17 protein-coding genes are annotated in these 23,125 nt (G+C 54.1%); 7 read left to right on the top strand and 10 right to left on the bottom strand.

The annotated features are described in order from the left end of the window. Nucleotides 1-10: 10 nt before the first annotated feature. Nucleotides 11-2,095 carry a TonB-dependent receptor plug domain-containing protein gene (locus ACSV5M_RS20920; protein ID WP_439178755.1) on the top strand — a complete coding sequence of 695 codons (2,085 nt, stop codon included), beginning with the start codon at nucleotides 11-13 and terminating at the stop codon, nucleotides 2,093-2,095. A gap of 64 nt (nucleotides 2,096-2,159) precedes the next feature. On the opposite strand, the gene ACSV5M_RS20915 is transcribed toward ACSV5M_RS20920, so the two are convergent. From ACSV5M_RS20915 to tkt, 3 genes are all read right to left on the bottom strand, one after another. Then, nucleotides 2,160-3,749 carry a family 16 glycosylhydrolase gene (locus tag ACSV5M_RS20915; protein WP_439178754.1) on the bottom strand — a complete coding sequence of 530 codons (1,590 nt, stop codon included), beginning with the start codon at nucleotides 3,747-3,749 and terminating at the stop codon, nucleotides 2,160-2,162. 243 nt (nucleotides 3,750-3,992) lie between these two features. Then, on the bottom strand, nucleotides 3,993-5,165 hold the full coding sequence (locus ACSV5M_RS20910; protein ID WP_439178753.1) for a phosphoglycerate kinase: 1,173 nt from the start codon (nucleotides 5,163-5,165) through the stop codon (nucleotides 3,993-3,995). 303 nt (nucleotides 5,166-5,468) lie between these two features. Further along, entirely contained in the window at nucleotides 5,469-7,466 is a 1,998-nt protein-coding gene (gene tkt / locus ACSV5M_RS20905; RefSeq protein ID WP_439178751.1) for a transketolase, read from the bottom strand. Between the two features lie 290 nt (nucleotides 7,467-7,756). On the opposite strand from tkt, the gene ACSV5M_RS20900 reads away from it, so the two are divergent. The 4 genes from ACSV5M_RS20900 to metF all read left to right on the top strand — a co-directional run bounded on the left by ACSV5M_RS20900 (nucleotide 7,757) and on the right by metF (nucleotide 12,773). Next, nucleotides 7,757-8,770: a metalloregulator ArsR/SmtB family transcription factor gene (locus ACSV5M_RS20900; RefSeq protein ID WP_439178749.1), complete on the top strand. Its 1,014-nt coding sequence runs from the start codon at nucleotides 7,757-7,759 to the stop codon at nucleotides 8,768-8,770. Nucleotides 8,771-9,026: 256 nt separating this feature from the next. After that, on the top strand, nucleotides 9,027-10,181 hold the full coding sequence (gene metK, locus ACSV5M_RS20895) for a methionine adenosyltransferase (RefSeq protein ID WP_439178746.1): 1,155 nt from the start codon (nucleotides 9,027-9,029) through the stop codon (nucleotides 10,179-10,181). 203 nt (nucleotides 10,182-10,384) lie between these two features. Next, nucleotides 10,385-11,785: an adenosylhomocysteinase gene (gene ahcY, locus ACSV5M_RS20890; protein ID WP_439178743.1), complete on the top strand. Its 1,401-nt coding sequence runs from the start codon at nucleotides 10,385-10,387 to the stop codon at nucleotides 11,783-11,785. A gap of 139 nt (nucleotides 11,786-11,924) precedes the next feature. Then, nucleotides 11,925-12,773, top strand: a complete 849-nt coding sequence (metF, locus tag ACSV5M_RS20885; RefSeq protein WP_439178742.1) for a methylenetetrahydrofolate reductase [NAD(P)H] — start codon at nucleotides 11,925-11,927, stop codon at nucleotides 12,771-12,773. A 29-nt stretch (nucleotides 12,774-12,802) separates the two neighbouring features. On the opposite strand, the gene ACSV5M_RS20880 is transcribed toward metF, so the two are convergent. From ACSV5M_RS20880 to hemC, 5 genes are all read right to left on the bottom strand, one after another. Then, a complete protein-coding gene (locus ACSV5M_RS20880; protein ID WP_439178740.1) occupies nucleotides 12,803-13,546 on the bottom strand; it encodes an SDR family oxidoreductase in 744 nt (247 codons plus the stop codon). Between the two features lie 203 nt (nucleotides 13,547-13,749). Then, nucleotides 13,750-14,991 carry a heme biosynthesis HemY N-terminal domain-containing protein gene (locus ACSV5M_RS20875; protein ID WP_439178738.1) on the bottom strand — a complete coding sequence of 414 codons (1,242 nt, stop codon included), beginning with the start codon at nucleotides 14,989-14,991 and terminating at the stop codon, nucleotides 13,750-13,752. Nucleotides 14,992-14,994: 3 nt separating this feature from the next. Next, on the bottom strand, nucleotides 14,995-16,161 hold the full coding sequence (locus ACSV5M_RS20870) for a uroporphyrinogen-III C-methyltransferase (RefSeq protein ID WP_439178736.1): 1,167 nt from the start codon (nucleotides 16,159-16,161) through the stop codon (nucleotides 14,995-14,997). A gap of 19 nt (nucleotides 16,162-16,180) precedes the next feature. Further along, on the bottom strand, nucleotides 16,181-16,996 hold the full coding sequence (locus tag ACSV5M_RS20865; RefSeq protein WP_439178733.1) for a uroporphyrinogen-III synthase: 816 nt from the start codon (nucleotides 16,994-16,996) through the stop codon (nucleotides 16,181-16,183). Next, nucleotides 16,997-17,941 carry a hydroxymethylbilane synthase gene (gene hemC / locus ACSV5M_RS20860; protein ID WP_439178731.1) on the bottom strand — a complete coding sequence of 315 codons (945 nt, stop codon included), beginning with the start codon at nucleotides 17,939-17,941 and terminating at the stop codon, nucleotides 16,997-16,999. 222 nt (nucleotides 17,942-18,163) lie between these two features. Between hemC and cls the strand changes: the two genes are divergently transcribed. After that, nucleotides 18,164-19,624, top strand: a complete 1,461-nt coding sequence (cls, locus tag ACSV5M_RS20855; RefSeq protein ID WP_439178728.1) for a cardiolipin synthase — start codon at nucleotides 18,164-18,166, stop codon at nucleotides 19,622-19,624. Here the strand turns inward: cls and ACSV5M_RS20850 are convergent. Next, nucleotides 19,621-20,358, bottom strand: a complete 738-nt coding sequence (locus tag ACSV5M_RS20850) for a LytR/AlgR family response regulator transcription factor (protein WP_439178727.1) — start codon at nucleotides 20,356-20,358, stop codon at nucleotides 19,621-19,623. The two genes, cls and ACSV5M_RS20850, sit on opposite strands and share 4 nt — an antisense overlap. Before the next feature lie 11 nt (nucleotides 20,359-20,369). After that, nucleotides 20,370-21,455 carry a sensor histidine kinase gene (locus ACSV5M_RS20845; protein WP_439178726.1) on the bottom strand — a complete coding sequence of 362 codons (1,086 nt, stop codon included), beginning with the start codon at nucleotides 21,453-21,455 and terminating at the stop codon, nucleotides 20,370-20,372. A gap of 163 nt (nucleotides 21,456-21,618) precedes the next feature. On the opposite strand from ACSV5M_RS20845, the gene argH reads away from it, so the two are divergent. Continuing rightward, a complete protein-coding gene (gene argH, locus ACSV5M_RS20840; protein ID WP_439178724.1) occupies nucleotides 21,619-23,019 on the top strand; it encodes an argininosuccinate lyase in 1,401 nt (466 codons plus the stop codon). Nucleotides 23,020-23,125 lie beyond the last annotated feature (106 nt).

The following is a 23,125-nucleotide window of genomic DNA, read 5'->3' as shown; positions in this document are numbered from 1 at the left end:
TGGATTAAAAATGCACCCGAAACTACCCCACACATGTTCAACATTGCTAAGTCGCCAATTTGCATTTTTGCATTTTTCTCATGATTTACAGCGCAACGTTTCCTCCCGGCCGCGCTGCACAACAGGCGCGGCGGCAAAATACCTCTTCGCCATGGGCATTGTGTTGTTCGCGCAGGGCACCTTGGCCAACGGCAATTATATGTCGATGACGCTTGAGCAATTACTGAACGTGAAGGTGCATAGTGCAGCAAAAAAAACCGAGTCGCTCGGCGATTCGTCGGCAGCAATTTATGCCATCACCAGCGCAGACATTGAACGAGCGGGGGTGACCACCATCCCCGACGCTCTACGCATGGTTCCCGGCGTTGAGGTTGCACAAGCAGATTCCAACAGCTGGGCCATCAGCATTCGCGGTTTTAATGGCACCCTGGCCAATAAGTTATTGGTGCTTGTCGATGGCAGAACCATTTATAACCCGGTGTTTGGCGGTGTTCTGTGGGAAGCGCACGAACTCATGCTGGAAGATATCGAACGCATCGAAGTGATTCGCGGCCCCGGTGGATCCTTGTGGGGAGCAAACGCAGTAAACGGTGTTATCAACATCACCACCAAACACACGCGGGACACGCAAGGCACGTTGATCAGTGCAGTGGCTGGCGACGAAGAGAAAGGCACCTTGAATGCACGTCAGGGCGGTGTCTTTGGCGCACGCGGAACCTATCGTGTCTACGCAAAAGGATTTAAACGGGACTCAGCGCTCAGGCCGGATATGGGCACGGGTTCACCGGCGGATAATTACGACGAATGGGACGGTTATCGCGGTGGCTTTCGCATGGACTGGGCTGATGAATTTACCCTGCAGGGCGATGCCTATCGTACTGACGCGCAACAATTGCGCCCGGATTTCTCCTTCACCGCCCCGACAACCATTGAACAGCAGACCATCATCTACGAAGGTGCCAACCTGCTCGGGCGATGGACGGATAAAAAATGGAAGGGCCCAACATTTAGCATGCAAGCTTATGTCGATTGGAATCGGCGCGACGAACCGTTTAATTTTATCGACGACCGCACGACGGTAGATCTCGAAGCACAATACGATTTTGTGTCGACTGAACGTCACGCGGTTATTGTCGGCGCCGGGGCGCGCTGGTTGTTTGATGACAGGGAAGGAAATCGCAACGTCGAATTTACACCGCAGGAAGATGATTATGCTGTGTATAACGCGTTCGTGCAGGACAAAATCACTCTCGTGCCGGAGCGCTGGTTTTTGACCTTGGGCACCAAGCTCGAACACAACGATTTTTCCGGCTATGAGTTGCAACCCAACGCGCGCTTGCAATGGCTCATAAATAATGATCAATCACTCTGGACAGCGATTTCCCACGCGGTGCGAACACCGACACCCATCGAGGAAGACCTGACCAGCACGCTCATCACTGCACCAGGTATACGTGTAGCGTTTGTGCCCAACGACGATGTGGCCTCCGAAGAACTCACCGCTTATGAAGTCGGTTATCGCCACCAGTTCACATCGGATTTTTCTGTCGATCTGGCCGCGTTTTATAACGACTACGATAAACTTTCTACCATTCGTATTGGCGACCCGGAATTGATTAACAACGGCGCTGATCCGCTCCATTTTCTGGTGCCGGTGCAATTCGTCAACAACATGTACGGCCACACACGCGGCGCGGAAATTACCTCGGGGTGGACCATCACACCGACGTTACAGGTCTCCGCCAGTTACAGCTATCTGTACATGTCATTAACCAGCGATGACGAGGATCGTGAAGCAGCGGAACGGCTCAGCCCACGGCACCGTGCGAGCGCGCGGGTATATTGGGATATTCGTGAACATATCATGCTGGGTACAACCATAAGTTATGCGGATCGGCTGCCGGCAAGCGACGTTGACAGTTATGTAAGACTGGATCTGAACCTGGGTGTGGAGCTGTCTGATAATGTTCGATTCAATCTCGTCGGGCAAAATTTACTTGATCCGGCCCATCGCGAATTCGGCACTATCGATGATCTCAATGCAGCAGAAATTGAACGGAGTATTTTTGCCAAACTGACCTGGCAATTCCGCTAGGATACTTGCGTGGTCGCATCGCTTTCGTGCTGCGACCACGCTTAAACCTTACAAATCTCGATACTTATCGTTTATACATCCGCACATAATCCACTTCCATATGACGCGGCCAGATATCGGGATCAACCCCCGCCGCTCCGCCCCAATTACCACCGATGGCGAGATTGAGGATCACATAAAAGGATTTATCAAACGGCCAGGACTCCCAGCCGCGATGGTCGTTGATGTAGGTAAAGTAGTGCACGTCGTCGATATAAAAATCCATGCGCCCTTCCTCCCACTCCACCGCATACACATGGAAAGCCTCCGTTACATCCGGCATTAGCACCGACCCTTTGCGCTGCATACCATTAACCCAATAATAGGCTTTGTTGTGGGTGGTGGCATGGACCTGCCCTTCGTCGTAACCGACGTGCTCCATGATGTCGATCTCGCCGCTGTCAGGCCAGCCGGCGCCGTAGCCGGTGTAGTCCGTTGGCATCATCCAGATTGCTGGCCAGGTGCCGCGCCCGGATGGCAACTTCGCACGCACTTCCACCCGACCATAAAGCAGGTCGCCTTTATTTTGCGAGTGGATACGACCGGAGGAATACTCGCTGCCCATAAAATTATCTTTGCGTCCTTCGATGATCAGGACACCGTCTTGCACGCGCACATTTTCTTCGCGGTTGGTGTAGCGTTGCAGTTCGTTGTTCACCCAACCTGGCGCCTGGATTTCGAAATTCCATTTGGTCGGATCAGGCGCACCGGTGTAATCAAACTCGTCGGACCAGAATAACTCCCACGCGCCCTGATCATGAGGCTGCGTAACTGCCAACGCACTCAGGATAGCTTCGCCGACCACGCCAGTGAAAAGGATATTGATCTCACCATCGGCAACCACAATGTTCGGCACCGTCACATCATAAGCTGTATTAGTCGCGCCGCTGATGTTGCGCACATCCAGTTCCGTGATGCGCTCCTCGCCCTCCACCTCAACCGAAAACTTGCGCTCGCCCGCACTGTTCGCAATATTTTCAGCAAAGCGCAGCGTCAGGTTATAAGTGCCATCCGGTAATTCATGTGCGTATGAAAATTGTGTGCCGCGGCGCTCACTTTTGTAGAGCGTCGGGTTGTGGGTTGCTTTAATCTCGGCAGAAATTTGCCGCGTTGCGCCATCGGTAAAACCTTCATCGGCGGCATAGGCAATGCCATCCACTGACACAAACGCATTACCACCAGCATTCACCGCCCACACCACCAATTCATTCAGCGTGGAAGTATCCACCACACTCAACTGGCGAATCGCCTCGCCGGATTTGCCGCTGGAATCTGTCGCCCTCACCTTCAAGGTATGCAAGCCCGCCGGCAAATCCTCCAGCGTCCATTCATAAGGCGCCTCATTGTCCGTCGCCACCAAGGCGTCGTTGCGATACAAAGCTACCTCCGTCGCCGTCACCCCGTTCGCCAGGGTAACCCGCGCCTTGACACTGACCGCCATGGAGGAAGCCACACTCGCACTCGGCAAAGGTTCAGAAAAAGCCACCACCGGACTGTCCGCCGGCGGCGTCACCGGCGGCGGCGACGCCGAAGGACCACCACCGCCACCACAACCGGCAAGTAACAATCCCAACACACCCAAACCGAAAACCCCAAAGCTACCGACATTTTTCATAACCGACCTTAAACCTGTATGAATTTTTATACGGATGCATATCCGTGCTGTGTCGCTGATATTCTCACCTATGGAAATCACCTGACCACGAATCAATCACGAATTTATTGTTTGAGTTTGTAAAAAATTACGACAACGACAATTATAGTTATAAGGTTTTGGGGTTTTTAAATCGGGGGGGTGGGGAAAGGGGAAAGCACCGGACTTTCGTCAGGTGCTTTTCAGTGTAAGAAAAAAATGCAATTAGTTTTTTGCGCGTTCTTCCAGGATGGCTACGGCCGGTAACGTTTTACCTTCCACAAATTCCAGGAATGCACCCCCGCCGGTAGATACGTAGGAAATCTTGTCAGCCAGGTTCCATTTGTCGATAGCAGCAAGCGTGTCCCCGCCGCCGGCAACCGAGAAGGCGTCACTCTCGGCAATCGCGCGGGAAATAACTTCCGTGCCTTTGGCAAACGCATCGAATTCAAATACACCGCAGGGACCATTCCACAACACAGTTTTGGCGTTCTTGATAATCCCAGCTACGCGCGCCGCCGTCTCGGGACCGTAGTCGATAATCTCTTCGTCCGCCTTGATCTCGTTAACCTTCTTCACTTCGGTGGCAGAATTATGGTTCCACTGCTTGAAGCCTTCTTTGGTTACACGCACATCCGTTGCAAACACCACTTCCGTTGCCGCACGCAAACGCTGTGCCTCTGGAATCAAATCTTTTTCATACAGTGAGTTACCCACTTCGTTACCGGCAGAGGCAACAAAGGTATTGGAAATACCGCCGCCCACAACCAATACGTCAGCAATTTTTGACAGCGCATCCAGCACACTCAACTTGGTAGACACTTTTGAACCACCCACAATCGCCACCAACGGACGCGCAGGATTATCAAGCACCTTAGCCAACGCCTCCAGCTCAGCCGCCAGCAACGGGCCAGCACAAGCAATCGGCGCAAACTTCGCAACGCCATGGGTTGAAGCTTGTGCACGGTGCGCTGTACCGAACGCATCCATCACAAACACATCACACAAAGCCGCCATTTTTTTCGACAGCTCATCAGAATTTTTACCTTCGCCCACATTAAAGCGAACGTTTTCCAGCAACACCAGATCGCCGTTCATCTCAAAACCATCAACCCAATCTTTTACCAAGGGCACTTCACGACCGAGTTTTTTACTCAGGTATTCCGCCACCGGCGCGAGCGAAGCAGCTTCATCATAAACACCCTCCTCCGGACGACCGAGGTGCGACATCACCATCACCTTCGCACCTTTTTCCAACGCTGCCTTGATGGTCGGAATGGATGCATCAATACGCACCGCACTGGTAATCCTTCCGTCTTCCAACGGCACGTTCAGATCCTGACGAATCAATACACGCTTACCGGCGAGATCCTGGTCTTTCATCAATTTAACAGTCATGGTGATCCTCAAAAGTTGCTAGATACTGGTATTGAATTTCGAATAAGCGGCTCACGCAGAGCCATGCCGAAGAAGATGCGGTTGCCGTGCCGCCGCACAACGTACTGAGGTGAATCCGGCATTTGCTATGGCGACACGCCGTGAATACATCCCTGTAGGCTCGGCGTCGGCATCCATGCCTCCGACGGTCGCCATAGCAAACACCGGATTCACTGCGAAACTTTCGTGTAAACGCAAAATAATATTTCAGATGAAAGACCAGCGAATTACAGTGAAGAGGTTGTAACGCACTGGTCGCTTTTACTACAACAGTTCTTCAACCGTCGCAACAATATTGTCAACAGTAAAACCAAAGTGCTCCATCAACACACCACCGGGTGCAGACTCACCAAACGTAGTCATACCCACAACGCGACCGTCCAGACCAACATACTTGTACCAGAAATCCACATGCGCAGTCTCAACCGCAACACGCGCCAGCACAGACAACGGCAGAACAGACTCTTTGTAAAGCGCATCCTGTTGATCAAACACAGAAGTAGACGGCATGGACACCACGCGCACCTTCTTACCTTTCGCGGTCAGCGCTTCCGCCGCCTTCACAGTTACCGCCAACTCAGAACCGGTAGCAATCAAAATCGCTTCAGGCTCGCCGTCGCAATCACTCAACACATAACCACCGCGCGCAATGTTAGCCACCTGCGCCGGCGTGCGTGCAATCGGGTCCAGATTCTGACGGCTGAATACCAAAGCACTCGGACCATCTTTGCGCTCAATCGCCGCCTTCCAGGCCACTGCGGACTCAGCACCGTCCGCCGGGCGCCAGGTTTCCATGTTCGGGGTCATGCGCAAGGTCGCCAATACTTCAATCGGCTGGTGCGTCGGACCATCTTCACCCTGACCAATGGAGTCGTGGGTGTAAACGAAGACGTTACGCAACTTCATCAGCGCCGCCATACGCACGGCGTTAGCAGCGTACTGTTGGAACATCAAAAAGGTGGCGCCGTACGGGATAAAACCACCGTGGGCAGAAATACCGTTCATGATGGCGCTCATACCGAATTCGCGCACACCGTAATAAATGTAATTACCGCTGGCATCTTGTGCGGTCACGCCTTTAGACGTTTTAACCAGCGTCAGGTTGGAACCAGCCAGGTCCGCCGAACCGCCGAGTAATTCCGGCAACAGGGCAGCGTAAGCAGCGATAGCATTTTGTGAGGCTTTACGGCTGGCAATTTTTTCGCCCTTGGCCTGACACTCGGCAATAAAGGCTTCCGCTTTTGCAGCGAAGTCTGCCGGCAAGTCACCCTTAACAACGCGGCGATCAAACTCGGCCGCCAATTCCGGGTGAGCCGCTTTGTAAGCAGCCATCTTGTCGGCCCAGGCTTGTTCGGCACTCGCGCCTTTTTCTACCGCGTTCCAGCCGGCGTAGATGTCTTCCGGCACCACGAATGGCTCGTAATTCCAGTTCAGGGTTTTACGCACCAGAGCCACTTCATCGTTGCCCAGCGGTGAGCCGTGGGAGTCGTGCGAACCTTGTTTGTTTGGCGAGCCAAAACCGATGACCGTTTTACAACAAATCAATGTCGGCCTGGAGGTTTCTGCACGGGCGGCTTCGATAGCAGCGCGCACTGCATTGCTGTCGTGGCCGTCAACGCCGGGGATGACATGCCAGCCGTAGGCTTCGAAACGCTTTGGCGTATCGTCGGTAAACCAGCCTTCAACATGGCCGTCGATGGAGATGCCATTGTCATCATAGAAAGCAATTAATTTACCCAGGCCCAAGGTGCCGGCCAATGAACAGGCTTCGTGGGAGATGCCTTCCATCATGCAGCCGTCGCCGAGGAAGCAGTAGGTGTAGTGGTCAACAACATCGTGACCTTCACGGTTGAATTGGGCTGCCAGGGTTTTTTCCGCCAGCGCCATACCGACGGCGTTAGCAATGCCCTGGCCCAAGGGACCGGTGGTGGTTTCAACGCCGGGGGTGTAACCACGCTCCGGATGACCGGGGGTCGCAGAATGCAGCTGGCGGAATTGCTTGAGTTGATCCATCGGCAGGTCGTAGCCGGTCAGGTGCAACAGGGAGTAAATCAGCATGGAGCCGTGGCCGTTGGACAAAACAAAACGGTCGCGATCAGCCCAATTGGGGTTCTTGGGGTTGTGCTTCAGGAAGTCATTCCACAGGACTTCGGCGATGTCTGCCATCCCCATCGGCGCGCCGGGGTGGCCGGAGTTGGCTTTCTGAACGGCGTCCATACTGAGGACGCGAATGGCATTGGCAAGTTCGGTACGAGAAGGCATGAGACTGAATGCTCCTTGATGAGTATGTCGTTGATTGCTGTTATCTGAGAGTCGGTCTCTGGCGGACCTTTGTTTTACTATCGCCGGCAAGTTTTCGGCCCGATGACGCGGCTCCGTCAAATGAGAAGTTCTTTCATCGGACAAAATGGGGCGACATTCTCTCTCAGCCGCCGCCGCCCGTAAAGGCAAGATCGGCCGGGAAGCGCACTTTATCGCCAAATAGTCAGTTTTACCATTATCTATATCAAAGATTTTTGATATAGATAATGCATCCTGCTAGACTGCCCGGCATGAATCAACTTCAAAAAGCTCCTATTGCCCTCAATGAAGGCAGCACTACCGAGGCCAACCTCGATCAACTCGCCGGTTTACTCAAAGCGGCGGGTGACCCTTTGCGGCTCGATATCCTGCGGGTGTTGGCCCAGGATTCGTTCGGGGTACTGGAGTTGTGCCAGATCTTTTCGATCAAACAATCCGGCATGAGCCACCATTTAAAAGTGTTGACCAGCGCCGGTTTGTTGACCTCTCGCCGCGAAGGCAATTCCATCTTTTATCGCCGCGCGTTTTTTGCGCCGGATCATCCGCTCAATGCGTTGCAGCAACAATTGTTTGCCACGATTGACCAACAGCCGGTGTCGGCTGCTGTGGCGCTGCAGTTGCACCAATTGCATTACGAGCGCAGCCAGGCGGCACAATTATTTTTTAGCGAGAACGCGCATAAATTCCGTGCACAGCAGGATCTGATTGCAAGCTATCCGGTGTATGCCGAGCAGATGACCCAGTTGCTCAACAGCACGCGTTTGCCCGACAGGCATTTGGTGCTGGAAGTAGGCCCAGGTGAGGGGGAGTTTCTGGCGGTGTTGTCACAGCGTTTTAAACAGGTGGTTGCACTGGATAACGCAGCCAGCATGTTGGAAAAAGCCAAGGCGTTCGCGTCCGAAAAAAAGCTGCGCAACATCGAATTTATTCACGGCGACACGCGTTCCCTGCAAGAGCATAAGGTGCTGGCGGATTGTATCGTGGTCAATATGGTGTTGCACCATACGCCTTCGCCCGCCGATATTTTTGCTGATTTAAGTAAGGCGCTGACACCCGGCGGCGCGTTATTAATTACCGATTTATGTCGCCACGAGCAGGTTTGGGCGCGCGATGCTTGTGGTGATTTGTGGCAGGGTTTTGAGCCGCAGGATTTTACCCGTTGGGCAAAGGCGGCGGGGCTGGATGAAGGCCAGAGTGTTTATTTTGCGTTGCGCAATGGTTTTCAAATTCAGTTGCGGCAGTTTTTTAGGCAAGCAAATTTTTAACAAAGGCTGAGCGCTCTGCAAGAGATCGTTCAGGTGGATAAGGCGTAGTAGTCAAAAACGCGTAACAAATTGGCAGGATTGCCAATTTGCACAGCGAAGCTGCCCGAAGGGTGAGCCACATGGATGTGGCGAATGAATACATCCCTGTAGCTCCCGCGCGTCATCCCTGACGCGAGGGTTTTGAATACCAACACCTACCGACTTGAACTCAGTGCCACGTCTTTACATTTTTTATATTTTACGCAAGGAATCTACTATGTCTGAATATTCCGTCTTTACATCTGAGTCTGTCTCTGAAGGCCATCCCGATAAGATGGCGGATCAAATTTCCGATGCGGTGCTGGATGCAATCCTGAAAGATGATCCGAACGCGCGCGTTGCCGTAGAAACCCTGGTGAAAACCGGTATGGCGATTGTGGCCGGTGAGGTGCGCACATCGACTTATGTGGATCTGGAGGATTTGATTCGTCAGGTCATCCTCGACATTGGTTACAACTCCAGTGACGTGGGTTTCGATGGGGCGTCTTGTGCGGTATTGAATGCAATCGGCAAGCAGTCTTCTGATATCGCCATGGGTGTGGATGAAGCGGACAGTAAGGATCTGGGCGCGGGTGATCAGGGTTTGATGTTTGGTTATGCCACCAACGAGACTGATGTGTTGATGCCGGCGCCGATTTATTTTGCGCATCGTTTGGTAGAGCGCCAGGCGTATCTGCGCAAACACAATGTCTTGCCCTGGTTGCGTCCGGATGCAAAAAGCCAGGTGACTTTGCGTTACGAAAACGGCAAGCCGGTGGCGGTGGATGCCGTGGTGTTGTCGACGCAGCATTCGCCGGATGTGAAGCAGGCGGATATTCGTGAAGCGGTGCGCGAGGAAATTATCAATCAGGTGTTGCCGGCAGAGTGGTTGCACGCAGGTACGCAGTATCACATCAACCCGACCGGGCAATTTATTATCGGTGGGCCGGTGGGTGATTGCGGTTTGACGGGCCGTAAAATTATTGTGGATACCTACGGGGGTATGGCGCGGCATGGCGGTGGTGCATTTTCCGGTAAGGACCCGTCGAAGGTGGATCGTTCGGCGGCGTATGCGGGCCGTTACGTGGCGAAGAATATTGTGGCGGCGGGTTTGGCTGATCGTTGTGAGATTCAGGTGAGTTATGCGATTGGTGTGGCGGAGCCGACGTCGATTTCGATTAATACGTTTGGTACGGGTAGGTTGCCGGATGGGGAGATTGTGAAGTTGGTGCGCGAGCATTTTGATTTGCGGCCGCGTGGGTTGATTGAGATGTTGGATTTGAAGCGGCCGATTTATCGGGCGACGGCGGCGTATGGGCATTTTGGTCGGGAGTTGCCGGAGTTTACTTGGGAAAAAACTGACAAGGCAGAAACGCTTAAGAAGTATTTGTAACTTTTTGAGAACGGGAGGCGTTGAAGCCGGATCAAAGGGTTGAAACACGCCGTGAACCCGTCCTTGGGGGCTCATCACCGACATCCGTGTCGGTGATGGTTTCAACCCTTTGATCCGACTCCAACTTCGCATCGATAGCTGGATTACTTTTCAAAATTTTTTATTGGCGGCATTTGGCGGCCAGGCACACACAGGATTTTATTATGAATATCGCTGCAAATTTTACTGACTATAAAGTCGCTGCAAAGACTACCGAACAATTCCAGAAGGATGCTTATTGGGGTCGCAAGGAGATTGAGATTGCTGAGGGTGAGATGCCGGCGTTGATGGCGTTGCGGCGTAAGTATAAGGACAGTAAGCCGTTGGCGGATGCGCGGATTATTGGTTGTATTCACATGACGATTCAAACCGCTGTGTTGATTGAGACATTGGTGGAGTTGGGTGCTGAGGTGCGTTGGTCGTCGTGTAATATTTTTTCGACGCAGGATCATGCGGCGGCGGCGATTGCGGCGGCGGGGATTCCGGTGTTTGCGTGGAAGGGTGAGACGGAAGAGGAATTCTGGTGGTGTATTGAGCAGACCATTTTGAAGGATGGTAAGCCGTGGGCGGCGAATATGATTCTGGATGACGGTGGTGATGTGACGCAGGTTATCCATGAGAAGTACCCGCAGATGTTGGATAAAATTCACGGGATTTCTGAGGAAACCACAACCGGTGTTCATCGTTTGTTGGATATGTTGAAGAAAGGTACCTTGAAGGTGCCGGCGATTAATGTGAATGACTCCATCACCAAGAGCAAGAACGATAACAAGTACGGTTGCCGTCACAGTTTGAATGATGCGATCAAGCGCGGTACTGACCATTTGTTGTCGGGCAAGAAAGCGCTGGTGATTGGTTATGGGGATGTGGGTAAGGGTTCAGCGGCGTCGCTGCGTCAGGAAGGTATGATTGTTAAAGTCACCGAGATTGATCCGATCTGTGCCATGCAGGCGTGCATGGATGGTTTTGAGGTGGTATCGCCTTATAACGATGGCATCAACACCGGCAAGTATGAAGACATTAATCATGCCGTGTTGGGCACAACGGATCTGGTGGTTACCACAACCGGTAACGTCAATGTGTGCGACTCAGCGATGTTGCGTGCGTTAAAACGCAGCGCGGTGGTGTGTAACATCGGGCACTTCGACAGTGAGATTGACACCGCTTATATGCGCAAGCATTGGGAGTGGGAAGAAGTGAAGCCGCAGGTGCACAAGGTGTATCGCGATAAGGCGACCAATGATCATTTGATTATTTTGTCTGAAGGTCGCCTGGTCAACCTCGGCAACGCAACCGGTCACCCCTCGCGCATTATGGATGGCTCTTTTGCGAATCAGGTATTGGCGCAGATGTATTTGTACGAGCGCAAATTTGCGGATCTGCCCGCTGAGCAAAAAGCGGAGCATTTATACGTGCGCGTGTTGCCGAAAAAACTGGATGAAGAAGTGGCCAAAGATATGGTGGAAGGTTTTGGTGGCGTGATTACCAAGCTGACGGCGCAACAGGCTGAGTATATCGGTGTAGAAGTGGCAGGCCCCTTCAAGCCCGAAAGCTATAAATACTGATGTAAAACCCGTATACCCGTAGGTCGGATTAGCGCAGCGTAATCCGATAATACATTACGAAAAGTTGATATATGCATGACTACCTTTGTCGGATTACGCTGCGCTAATCCGACCTACAATCACATTGCAGAACAACCATATGACCGATTCTCAACCACGTTTAAGTTTTGAGTTTTTTCCGCCGAAGACCCCGGAGGGCAAACAAAAACTCATTCATGTGCGCGATCAGCTCAACAGCTTCGCGCCGGATTTCTTTTCCGTTACCTATGGTGCTGGTGGTTCGACGCGCGATAACACCAAAGGTATTGTGACCAATTTTACATCAGCGGGCATTGCCACCGCGCCGCATCTATCTTTTGGCGGTGACGATGAAGAAACCATCCTGGAATTATTGCAGGATTATAAAGCAGCTGGTGTTGATCGCATCGTTGCCCTGCGCGGTGATATGCCCTCGGGTGTCGGCGGTGCCTATCAGTTGGTATATGCCAATGAGCTAGTGGCCTTTATCCGTAAACACTTTGGCGATTATTTCCATCTGGAAGTAGCGGCTTATCCTGAGATTCATCCACAAGCCAAAAGCTACAGCGATGACATCCGCTATTTAAAGGGTAAGTTTGATGCGGGTGCCAACAGCGGCATTACGCAATATTTCTTTAATCCGGATGCCTACTTTTATTTTATGGAGCAGTGTCATAGCGCCGGTATTGATCAGCCGATTTATCCCGGCATTATGCCAATCATCAACTACCGTAACCTGACGCGCTTTTCCGACACCTGTGGTGCAGAAATTCCGCGCTGGTTGCGTAAAGCCCTGGAAAATTTCGGCGATGATGAAGCGAGCCTGAAAAGTTTTGGGGTGGATCTGGTAAGCGAGTTGTGCGAAGTGCTGCTGGAAAATGACGCTCCCGGCTTGCATTTTTACACCATGAACCAGACCGAACCCACGGCGCAAATTGTCAGCAACCTCGGGTTAATTCCTACCGAATAAAATCATCACGCTGATGGGGCTACACCTCATCAGCGCCCTCCCGACACATCCAGTAACACACCCGTTGAATAAGAGGCCTCATCCGAAAGCAGCCATAGAATTGCGCGTGCGACTTCTTCGGGATAACCACCGCGTTTCATCGGAAGAGAATCCTTTAATCGCTCAATGCGTTCCGGTTCGCCACCAGACGCGTGAATATCGGTATGAATCAATCCCGGCCTCACCGCATTGACACGAATGCCTTCACCAATCACTTCCTTGGCCAGACCGATGGTGAAAGTATCTATCGCACCTTTGGTTGCAGCATAGTCAACGTATTCATTGGCTGATCCCAGGCGCGCAGCAATGGATGATACGTTCACGATTCCTCCGCCCTGCCCGCCGCGCGCGGTGGACATACGCTTGATGGCTTCGCGCGCGCAGATAAAACTGCCAATCACATTGGTGGCAAATAATTGTTCGAGATAGGCCGCATTGGTGTCCACTACACGCCCTTGTTTAAGCGTGCCCGCATTATTGACCAATGCGGTTACACGGCCTAATTGCTCATCGAATTGTGCAAATGCCTCCACGATATCTGCCTCTTTACTCACATCCATTTGCACGGCTATGGCCTTACCGCCCTTTTGATTTATGTGCGTCACTATGGCGTGGGCGGCGGCCTTTTGTTCGCGATAGGTGATGCCGACCCGGTAGCCCTGTTCGGCTGCCAATAATGCGGTGGCCGCGCCTATGCCGCGACTGCCGCCGGTGATGATGATATTTTTTTCCATGTTTGCGTCCCTGGTAAAAGCGTTGATCAATGTTAACCAAGCGTAGCAGAGAGGGTAGTGACAGTTGGTGGGGAAATTTGAGGTTACAGTGTTAGGAAAACTTGGCGAGGGTGTCGGATTACGCCGTTGGCTAATCCGACCTACTTCAGAGTGTGCCGTGTAGGTCGGATTAGCCCGCAGGGCGTAATCCGACATCCAGCTCTTTATGCTCGGGTCTTGGGCTGCGGCAATTCCGGTAATCCCAACGCAGCCATCCCCAATGCTTGCTGATAATAATCGCTGCTGCGCTGGGTTTCGCCCAGGCTCTCCAGCAAGCGAGCTAACTCGGCAAAGGTTTCCGGGTCGCGTTTGATGCGCAGGCTTTCGTTGAAATAATCCCGCGCACTCCCCCAGATTTCATTGCGCAGACACAAACGCCCCAGGGTTAATAGCAGCACAGCATCACGCGGGTGCTGTTTGAGCCAGGCTTCCGCCACGGTCAATTGCTGACGCGGGTCGCGGCCGCGCAGCCGACCGTATAAATGCACCAACCCCGGATGCCATTCCTTGCTGAGCGCTTTGCGCACGAGGGTTTCCGCTTCCTGATCTTCAAAATTGATCGCCAGCTGCCGCGCATAGACATCAATCATGTCGTTATTTTTTTGCAGATGCGGTGGCACGCGCTCCCAGGCCGCACGCAGCTTTGGCAAGCGATCACCCTGCAATAACAAACGCACTTCTTCACCGGTTTTTTTCAATCGCTCACTGTGGATGGTCAACTCCAACTGCGCCAACTCTTCCGGCGAACGAATCTTGTAACTGCGCAGCCGATCAAAGATGCCGTACAGTGAATCCCAATCCTGGCGGGCAATATAAACGTCGCACAGCAAGTCCAACAGCACCGGATTTTGCGGCGCCTTGCCTTTAATACGCAGCAGCGTCATCAGACACTGGTCATATTGCTTGCTGGATAACTCCATGCGCGCGCGGGTCAAGGCCACGGCCAGTTCCGCCTCGGGGCCGGTTTCACTGGCAATTGTTAACAATTTTTCGGCTTCCACACGATCACCCAATTCGTAGGCACTGCGCGCGGCGGCAAGATAATTAATCAGTGGCGCATCGACTTTAGGCGCGGCACGCAGTAATTTTTTGCGCGCCTGCAACCAGTTGCCTTCAATGTAATCCACCAAGCCGCTGGCGGTACGTTTTTGCGCTCGCTCGCTGCCACCAAAGCTCATGTACTCAGAAAAATTCCGCACGATATAAAAACTGCCGAGCCACAACCGCAGCACCAGCCAGGCCACAAAAATACTGAGGATAATCACCAGTGCCGCAAACCATAGACTCATCTCAATAGTTTTACTGCCATAGGCAATCAGCAGATAACCGCCATCTTCCGGCGGGCTGAACATGACCCAGAGGCCGAACGCGAACAGGACAACAACAATGAATAACAACTTTTTCATTGGTTAATTGCCTCCGCGCCGTGAAACCGCTTTGGTATGTTTGCGCTCAATATAGGTTTTAAGCAGCGCAGTGGACTCGGCAAAATTCGGTAAGGACTGGGTGATAATCACGTTCTGCAAATCCGCCAATTCAGCTTGCGCTGCAACCGATTGGGTATTGAGCGAGAAATAGGTTTTCAACCACTCCTGGGCTTTTTGCAGACTGGATTGATAGACTTGCGCTTCTTCGCGCAACAACGCGGCCTGAGCCTGCTCAAGCATCAGTCGCATATTTTGCTTGAGGTAAATTTGATTGTCCGGGGCAAGAATCGCCGGCACCGGCTGCGCGTGGTCACGCACCCGCAAATGATGACTGAATTTTTTCAACACATTCATAAAACCGCGTTTGGTTTTAACCCACAAACTGTCGTTTTCCTGGGGCTCATCTTCCGGCCAGATTTCTTCGGTCGAACCCAGGGGTTCAATCAGCGGCAATTTTTCAATCTGCTCCGACAAAGCCAATAAACGCAGATAAACACCTTCCCGATCAATATCACCGGCGAGGGTTAATTCACTCATCTCACTGGCGAGGGCTTTGCGTACCGGAAATAAATCCGGATCATTTAAATCGCGCAGGATTTCATCAACATTCTGGGCCAAGGCAACAGCATTACCGCTGTTGCGCTCCAACAGCACGCGCTGGTTGGCCAGCCGCAATAAGTACTCGGCTTCGGCAATCTTCCAGTCATCGCGGCTAACACTCGACAAGGCCAGCACTCGCGCGGCGGTATTGTCTACGCGCTGCGCCAGTTCGTTCATCGCTTGCTGCACATCATTTTGCTGGTCTTCCAGGCGCTGCTCCACTGTCGCGGCGAGCGTATCCTGCTGCATTTGCGTGGCGCGTTGTTGCTGCTGTAATTGGGCCTCTACATTTTCCAGCAGTTGTTGCTGCACCATGTACCGCTGCGCGAAATACCAGGCGCCGTAAATAATACCGGCGATCAATAACAGCAGGACCAGCCAGACACCCCAATTACTTGAACCGGAATGGCGAGCAGGTGGCGTGGTGGCGTGGGTACTGTTACCAGAACGATTGGCCGATGATTCAGGCTCGCGCGCATCCGGTTTGGGTACATCCGTGGCCGCCGTCTCGGTCATGGCAGGAACATTTTTTTCATCAGTCACCATCATTCACTCGCTTTGAAGAAAATTAAATAATCTGGCGCAAGGCAAATAACATACTCACGTCAGTCGCGTTTTCTGCCATATGCACGTGCCTGAAACCCGCCTGGTTTGCCAATTGCGCCACCCGCTCACCCGGCACCAGCAAAGGCAACAGGCGCACGCGCTTGGCCAGCTCGGCGGTAGAGGCCGCGCGCTCCAGCTGATCCAGCACGCGTTGGTAATGTTGCAAACTTTCGCCGCTGTGCAGCGCCACAATGTTGTGATATTGCCAGGCGAGATCAGTCGTAAAAACCCCACGCAAGTTGTCAGCTGCCTCAGCCGGCAAATGGCGTTCATATAATTCACAGTAGGTTACCTTGGCGCCGCGTGCCTGGAGAATTTCGCCCATGTGTCCGCGCCCGCCGTAACCGCGAAAGATAATAATTTTTTCACCGTCGACCCGTTGCAACTCAGCCGCCTGCAACAGGCTTTCACTGTTCATTGCGCCGGTTTCGGCAGCGGTCAATGCACTCACCTTGATACCGTGTTGCTGCAGGTGGCGCGCGGTGGTTTCACCCACGGCAAAGTATTCGATACCGACGGGTAATTGCGGCCAGTAGTCTTCCAGCCAATGCATCGCAAAGTCCACGGCATTCTGGCTGACAAAGATCGCCTTTTGATAGAGATCGAAATCCAGCACGACATTTTTTATCGCGCGGGTTTGTTCCGCCGCACTGACACCACGCAATTCCAACAGCGGCACCAACACACTGGCAATGCCCGCAGCATCCAGTTGGGCGCGCCACTTTTCTGCTTGCGCGATGGGACGGGTAATGATGACCCGCCGCGGCAAGGCACCCACTTACTTAACGTCCTCTTGGTACACCGCCGCCAGGATTTTATCGGCTCCGGCCTTCAGCAGACGTTCCGCCAAGGTCACCCCCATCTGTTCAGCCTCGCTGACTGGCGCGCGAATTTCATCAAACAACATCTGGCTGCCATCCGGTGCGCCGACTAAACCGCGCAACCACAATCCGTCTTCTGTATGCAGAGCATAGCAGGCAATGGGTACCTGACAGCCACCCTGCAAACGGCGGTTCATGGCGCGCTCGGCAGTCACCTGTTCGGTGGTGCGCTGGTCGCGCAGAGGTTGCAGCAGCGCGATGGTTTGCGCATCCGCCAGGCGGCACTCAATCCCCACGGCCCCTTGACCGCCGGCGGGCAAACTTTGTTCGGGAGAGAGATAGGAACGGATGCGATCTTTTAATTCCAGGCGCACCAGCCCGGCAGCGGCCAGGATAATTGCGTCGTATTCATTGTTGTCCAGCTTGGCTAAACGCGTCTGTACATTACCGCGCAAAAATTTCACCTGTAGGTCCGGGCGTTGCGCCAACAACTGACACTGGCGGCGCAGGCTGGAGGTACCTACCACACTGCCAGTCGGCAGGCTGTCGAGGTCGGCAAAGCGATTGGAGACGAAGGCATCACGCGGGTCTTCGCGCGGGCAAATGACCGCCAGCCCCAGGCCTTCCGGAAATTCCATGGGGACATCTTTCATCGAATGCACCGCGATATCCGCTTCATCTGCGAGCAGTGCATTTTCCAGCTCCTTCACGAACAGCCCTTTGCCGCCCACTTTTGCCAGGGGCACATCCAGGATCTTGTCTCCGCGGCTCACCAGCGGCACCAGCTCCACCACCAGGCCGGGATGATGACGTTCCAGTTCAGCTTTCACATATTCCGCCTGCCAAAGAGCGAGCAGGCTTTTACGGGTGGCGATGCGTAGCGGGCGTTGGGCGACGGGCATAACAAAAGGAGTCCGGATTGAGAGCTAAAAGGTGGGCGCTATGATAACAGAGGCTGTTCGGCGGGATGCGAATCGGCGCGGCATCCTGCGCAGACAGCAGCTATCTGATTAACCGATACCCACCGCTTTTCGGGTTGCGTCCGTTTCCGGCAAATGTCTACACTCCCGCTTTCCAAAGGACGCTGTGCAATTCGCACTGCATTCAAACAACCAGGATCAGGTATGTCGGATTCATTCTGGGCTATCGTCAGCCTTGCTCAACAGGGTTTAATCCTGCTGCACTTTGCGTTAGTCATTACCTTCGCTGTGCGCGTTATCAGCCAGCGTTTGCCGGTCGGCGCCTCACTAGCGTGGCTGTTGGTGCTGGCGTTGTTGCCGTATGTGGGCGTGGGTTTGTACCTGTTGTTCGGTGAGCGGTTTCTCGGGGTTAAACATCAACAACGCCGGGCGCGCTTGCAACAGTTATTCGATATTCCCGCCCTACGCAATACACCCATGGTGGAGCAGCCCTGGCATGAGTTTCACCCGGCCAGCCAGGCGCTGGCGCAGCTGGAGTTCCAGACCACCGGTATTCCGGCGCTGGGCGGTAATCGTGTGGCGTTTTTGCAAACCGCCCAAGCCACCATTCAACAGTTGTGCCGTGATATTCGCGCCGCCCGCCACACCTGCCATCTGGAATTTTATATCTGGCATCCCGGCGGCATTGCTGATGAAGTCGCCACGGCACTGGTGGACGCGGCGGAGCGCGGTGTCTATTGCCGGATAATGCTCGATGCGGTGGGCAGTAGTGCATTTTTTAAATCCGCCGTGTGCGAGCGATTGCGCCACCTGCGTATCGAACTGATCAAAGCCTGCCCTATCGGCATTATCCCCGCCAGCCTTGCCCGCTACGACCTGCGCAGCCACCGCAAGACCGTGATTATCGACAACCAAGTAGCTTATGTTGGCAGTTTTAATCTGATTGATCCCGCCCATTTCAAACAATCGCTGGCGGTGGGTGAGTGGATTGATTTGATGGCGCGGATCGAGGGGCCGCTGGTGCAGGTGCTCAACGCCGTGTTCCTGTGGTACTGGAATATTGAAACGGATCAGACGCTGACACTCTTGCCCACCCTGGTGGAAATTCGCCAGGACCAGATGGTGGCGCAGGTGGCGCCGTCAGGGCCGGACAATGTCACCGACAGCATTCTGAAAAGCCTGCTGCAAGGGATTTATTCGGCGGAGCGCTCGGTGGATATCGTCACCCCGTATTTTGTACCCGGCGAAGCGCTGGAGCTGGCACTGAGTATTGCTGCGCGCCGCGGCGTCAGGGTGAACCTGGTGTTACCCAAGCGGGTGGACTCATTTCTGGTGCGCCACGCCAGCCGCTCTTACTTCAGCGGCCTGATGGAGGCCGGGGTGAACATCCTGCAATTTGAAGAGGGCTTGCTGCACACCAAGTGCATTGTGATTGATGATCGGCTGGCGTTCTTCGGTACCGTGAATATGGATCAACGCAGCCTCTGGCTGAACTTCGAGATGACCCTGATCGTGTACGACAAACCCACGGTAGCCCAACTGGCCGGGATAGTGGCAGGCTACCGCCGTCTAACCAAACCCCTGGACCCTGTGGTCTGGCAACAGCGCAGCCGCATTTCCCAGCTGTTCGAAAACATCATGCACTTGATGAGCCCGTTGATTTAAAGATGCTTCAATAGCGCCTTTAATCCACCCACATGGCGCCGGCTGACGATGGGGCGCATCTCGGTGTTGGATAAACGCACCTGATACTGGCCTTGGGCCGTGCGCTCAATCGCTTCGATGTGTTTGACCGACACCAAGGCGTTGCGGTGAATGCGCAAAAAGCGCTGGCTGAATTCTTCCTCCAATTCTTTCAGGGTTTCATCGAGCAGGTGTTCGCCGTTCACGTGATACACGGTGACGTACTTGTGGTCCGCAATAAAATAGCGCACATCATCCAGCGGAATCAGCTCAACACCACGGCGCGTCTTGGCGCTGATGTGACTGCGCAGATTGCCGGTAGGCGTCTGGTTTTGGGAAAAGGCCGCGCGTTGCACCTTGTTCAGTCGCTGCGCCTTGGTCAGCGCTTCCAGCAACTGTTCAGACTTGACCGGCTTGAGCAGGTAACCCACCGCCTCCGTGCCGAAAGCATCCAGCGCGTATTGGTCGAAGGCAGTACAGAAGATCACCGCCGGTGGATCATCCAGCGCCCCGATGCGGCGTGCCACACTCAGGCCGTCTTCGCCGGGCATGCGCACATCGAGCAACACGATATCCGGATCGAATTTACAGATAGCCGCGAGCGCGGCCTCGCCGTTTTCGGCCTCGGCGACCAGGTCGTAGCCGTCCAGCTTATCCAGCATACGCGCCAGGCGCTGACGCGCGAGGGGTTCATCGTCGACGATGAGCACGTCCATCTTGGTTAACCTTATTGTTTGTCGAGTGGGTAGGTAATCAGCGTGGTAAACGTACCGCTATCAATCATAGTGGATAAGCGCGCATTCGGCCCGTAATGAGCCATCAGGCGGTGGCGAATATTCTGGCGTGCCATGCGATTGCTCTGGCGCCCGCCGGGTGCGGCCTGTTGTCCCACCAGCACCACCGGGTTGGCGATGCGGATCACCACCTGTTTCTCCCTGATGCGTACTTCAATCACAATCCGTCCGCCTTTGGGCAGCGGTTCTATGCCGTGGAAGACGGCGTTTTCCAGCAGCGGCTGGAGCAACAGGCCGGGAATCTGCAGATCTTCCGGCAGCTTATCAATCTGCCATTCCACCTGCAGACGCTCGCCCAAACGCAGCTTCTCAATCTCCAGATAATGGCGGCACAGGGTCAATTCGCGCTTGAGCGGAATCAGCGTGGGCTCCGCCAGGCTCGCGCGAAACAATTCGGATAAATCCTCCACCACCCGCTCGGCCGTCTCCGGTTCTGTGGCGATCAGGCTGGCGATACTGTTCATGCTGTTGAATAAAAAATGCGGCCGGATGCGCGACTGCAACGCCTGGATGCGCGCCTGCAATTCTGCCTGTTGTTGATTGCGCAATTGTTGTTGCAGGTACAAATACCGCAACACAATGCCGGCAAGGATAGCGGCGGCGCAGAGATTACTGGCCAACAGCCAGCCGTCGATATTCAACCAGCGCCCCTGGGCCACGCGGCCTTCAAACATCCCCAGCACCCATTGGCCCAGCACGGACAGCACCAGGGCCACCAGCAGCACACTGGCATAGGCGGCAGCGCCGGCACGGACCGGCGACCAGCGCCGCAGATAAGGGCGCAGCTTGCACAGCAAGGCTGCGCTGACCAAGGCAATCCACTGCACCTGAAAGGAGATGAGCGCGAGAATGTCCCAGTTGAGGTGTTGTAAACCGACAGAGGTCAACGCCAGCAACAGCGCCAGCAGCTCGGCCACCAGCACCAGCAGGAAGATCGACTGGGTCGTGCACAGATCGGGCAGGAAATCATTGGCCAGAGAGCTATGAGCAGGCGTGTCGTTATTCTGGTTATCGCTCAAGTATCCACTCCAGTGTTGAGGGTGTCGGATTACGCTGCGCTAATCCGACCTACGGGTGTATTCCGACCGACAGGTGGGGCCATAGCCGGGGCATCTGGGCTATAATGCCGGCCTTTTCGCCCGCGCGCCGGGTTTCAATAGCACTTTAGCGGATATTCTTTCCATGAGCCAAAACGATCAGCCTATCAAACCCTGGGGCGGGCGCTTTACTGAAGCGACCGATGCCTTTGTCGAGCGTTTTACTGCCTCCATCGGTTTTGACTACCGCCTGTATCACCACGACATCAACGGCTCCATTGCCCATGCCACCATGCTGGCCAAGGTCGGTGTGCTCACCGAGGCCGAGCGCGATCAAATCATTCAGGGGCTGGAAGAAATCCGCGCAGAGATCGTGGCCGGCAAATTCAACTGGTCCGTGAGCCTGGAAGATGTCCACATGAACATCGAGGCCCTGCTCACCCAGCGCATCGGCATCACCGGCAAAAAGCTACATACCGGACGTTCCCGCAACGATCAAGTGGCCACCGACATTCGTTTGTATTTGCGCGATGAGATCGATGCGATTGCCAAAGAACTGACCCGCCTGCAACAGGGCCTGCTGATAGTGGCCGAGCGTGAAGCGGACACCATCATGCCCGGCTTTACCCATTTGCAAACCGCCCAGCCGGTGACCTTTGGCCACCACCTGTTGGCCTGGTTTGAGATGCTGCAACGGGATTACGGACGCCTGATGGATTGTCGCAAACGCGTAAACCAATCACCCCTGGGCGCTGCCGCGCTGGCCGGCACCACCTACCCCATCGACCGCGCCTACACTGCGCAATTGCTGGGCTTTAATGCGCCGACAGAAAATTCCCTGGACTCGGTGAGTGATCGCGACTTCGCCATTGAATTCTGTGCCTTTGCCGCGCTGTTGATGACCCACCTGTCCCGCGCGAGTGAAGAACTGGTGCTGTGGACCTCCGCCCAATTTAATTTCATCAACCTGCCCGACCGTTTCTGCACCGGCTCGTCCATCATGCCGCAGAAGAAAAATCCCGACGTGCCCGAACTGGTGCGCGGTAAAACCGGCCGTGTTAACGGCCACTTGATTGCCTTGCTGACGCTGATGAAATCCCAACCGCTGGCGTACAACAAGGACAACCAGGAAGACAAGGAACCGGTGTTTGATGCGATTGATACCGTGAAGGATTGTCTACGCGCGTTTGCCGATATGATCCCGGCGATTCAGGCGCGCAAGGAAAACATGTACGAAGCCGCCAAACGCGGATTTTCTACCGCCACCGACCTGGCAGATTATCTAGTGCGCAAGGGTGTGCCCTTCCGCGATGCCCATGAGATTGTCGGTAAATCCGTGGGTTATGGCGTGCAGACCGGCAAGGATTTGTCCGAGATGAGCCTGGCCGAGCTACAGCAGTTTTCTGATGTGATCGGTGAGGATGTGTTCAAGGTATTGACACTTGAGGGCTCGGTGGCAGCGCGTAACCATATCGGCGGCACCGCACCGGCGCAGGTGAAAGCCGCTGTTGAGCGGGCCAGGGTGCGGCTGGCGGAAAGAAGCTGATAGATTGTGTCGGATGACGGCTGCGCCTGATCCGACCTACATGTCCCGCGTCCTGTAGATACCATCTCTCCGATACCACCACAAGCAACCCATCAGGCCGCTTGTG

The sequence above is a fragment of the Cellvibrio sp. ARAG 10.3 genome (assembly GCF_051846955.1).
GTDB lineage: Bacteria > Pseudomonadota > Gammaproteobacteria > Pseudomonadales > Cellvibrionaceae > Cellvibrio.
The sequence above is the reverse complement of the archived record's forward strand: the minus strand, read 5'-3'. Positions and strand labels throughout refer to the sequence as shown.

What these genes read in the sequence shown, in the direction of transcription:
- ACSV5M_RS20920 (WP_439178755.1), top strand. Translation starts at nt 11, where the DNA reads ATGCACCCGAAACTACCCCACACATGTTCAACATTGCTAAGTCGCCAA.
- ACSV5M_RS20915 (WP_439178754.1), bottom strand. Translation starts at nt 3,749, where the DNA reads ATGAAAAATGTCGGTAGCTTTGGGGTTTTCGGTTTGGGTGTGTTGGGA.
- ACSV5M_RS20910 (WP_439178753.1), bottom strand. Translation starts at nt 5,165, where the DNA reads ATGACTGTTAAATTGATGAAAGACCAGGATCTCGCCGGTAAGCGTGTA.
- tkt (WP_439178751.1), bottom strand. Translation starts at nt 7,466, where the DNA reads ATGCCTTCTCGTACCGAACTTGCCAATGCCATTCGCGTCCTCAGTATG.
- ACSV5M_RS20900 (WP_439178749.1), top strand. Translation starts at nt 7,757, where the DNA reads ATGAATCAACTTCAAAAAGCTCCTATTGCCCTCAATGAAGGCAGCACT.
- metK (WP_439178746.1), top strand. Translation starts at nt 9,027, where the DNA reads ATGTCTGAATATTCCGTCTTTACATCTGAGTCTGTCTCTGAAGGCCAT.
- ahcY (WP_439178743.1), top strand. Translation starts at nt 10,385, where the DNA reads ATGAATATCGCTGCAAATTTTACTGACTATAAAGTCGCTGCAAAGACT.
- metF (WP_439178742.1), top strand. Translation starts at nt 11,925, where the DNA reads ATGACCGATTCTCAACCACGTTTAAGTTTTGAGTTTTTTCCGCCGAAG.
- ACSV5M_RS20880 (WP_439178740.1), bottom strand. Translation starts at nt 13,546, where the DNA reads ATGGAAAAAAATATCATCATCACCGGCGGCAGTCGCGGCATAGGCGCG.
- ACSV5M_RS20875 (WP_439178738.1), bottom strand. Translation starts at nt 14,991, where the DNA reads ATGAAAAAGTTGTTATTCATTGTTGTTGTCCTGTTCGCGTTCGGCCTC.
- ACSV5M_RS20870 (WP_439178736.1), bottom strand. Translation starts at nt 16,161, where the DNA reads ATGATGGTGACTGATGAAAAAAATGTTCCTGCCATGACCGAGACGGCG.
- hemC (WP_439178731.1), bottom strand. Translation starts at nt 17,941, where the DNA reads ATGCCCGTCGCCCAACGCCCGCTACGCATCGCCACCCGTAAAAGCCTG.
- cls (WP_439178728.1), top strand. Translation starts at nt 18,164, where the DNA reads ATGTCGGATTCATTCTGGGCTATCGTCAGCCTTGCTCAACAGGGTTTA.
- ACSV5M_RS20850 (WP_439178727.1), bottom strand. Translation starts at nt 20,358, where the DNA reads ATGGACGTGCTCATCGTCGACGATGAACCCCTCGCGCGTCAGCGCCTG.
- argH (WP_439178724.1), top strand. Translation starts at nt 21,619, where the DNA reads ATGAGCCAAAACGATCAGCCTATCAAACCCTGGGGCGGGCGCTTTACT.